Annotated in this window: 1 protein-coding gene; it reads right to left on the bottom strand. The window is 56.2% G+C overall.

The genetic code is table 11. The annotated features are described in order from the left end of the window. Positions 1-87 precede the first annotated feature (87 nt). On the bottom strand, positions 88-509 hold a 422-nt coding region (locus AACY49_RS30385), incomplete at its 5' end, for a transposase (protein ID WP_339527968.1).

Genomic DNA, 509 nt, shown 5'->3' with positions numbered 1-509 from the left:
AAAACACACTGATGAAGGCCCAACAAAACGCCCCGACTTGTTCGGGGCGTTTGTTTTTGTGCGGGCAACAGACGAAAAAAGGGCGTTTCAGCCCATCAACGCCATCAACTGACGTGCGCCGAGCACGCTAATCGCTCGCTTGAGGTTGTAAGCGTTCACCGCCAAGGCCATTTCCGCTTTTGCTCCCTCCAACTGACGCAGCAGGAAGCGACCATTCCCAAACAGCCATTGCTTGAGATTGCCGAAAGGGTGCTCAACGATGGATCTTCGGCTGGCCATCATCTGCGGATGAGCCAGCATCCGCTGCTCCATTCGCTCAAAGGCCTCCTCATGGGCATGGCGTGAGACATAGCGGCGCTGGGCGCCAGTGCATTGGGATTTGAGCGGGCAGGCAGCGCAGTCGCTGACATCTGCCTGATAGATCCGATCACCCTTATTTCGCTGCTTGAGCGTCAGCCAATTGCCCGCCGGGCACTGATAACGATCGCGTTCGGCTTCATAGGTAAAAT

This window comes from Pseudomonas sp. EL_65y_Pfl2_R96 (assembly GCF_963970905.1).
Lineage (GTDB): Bacteria > Pseudomonadota > Gammaproteobacteria > Pseudomonadales > Pseudomonadaceae > Aquipseudomonas.
Note: the sequence above shows the minus strand (reverse complement) of the source record. Positions and strands in the feature narration are given on the sequence as shown.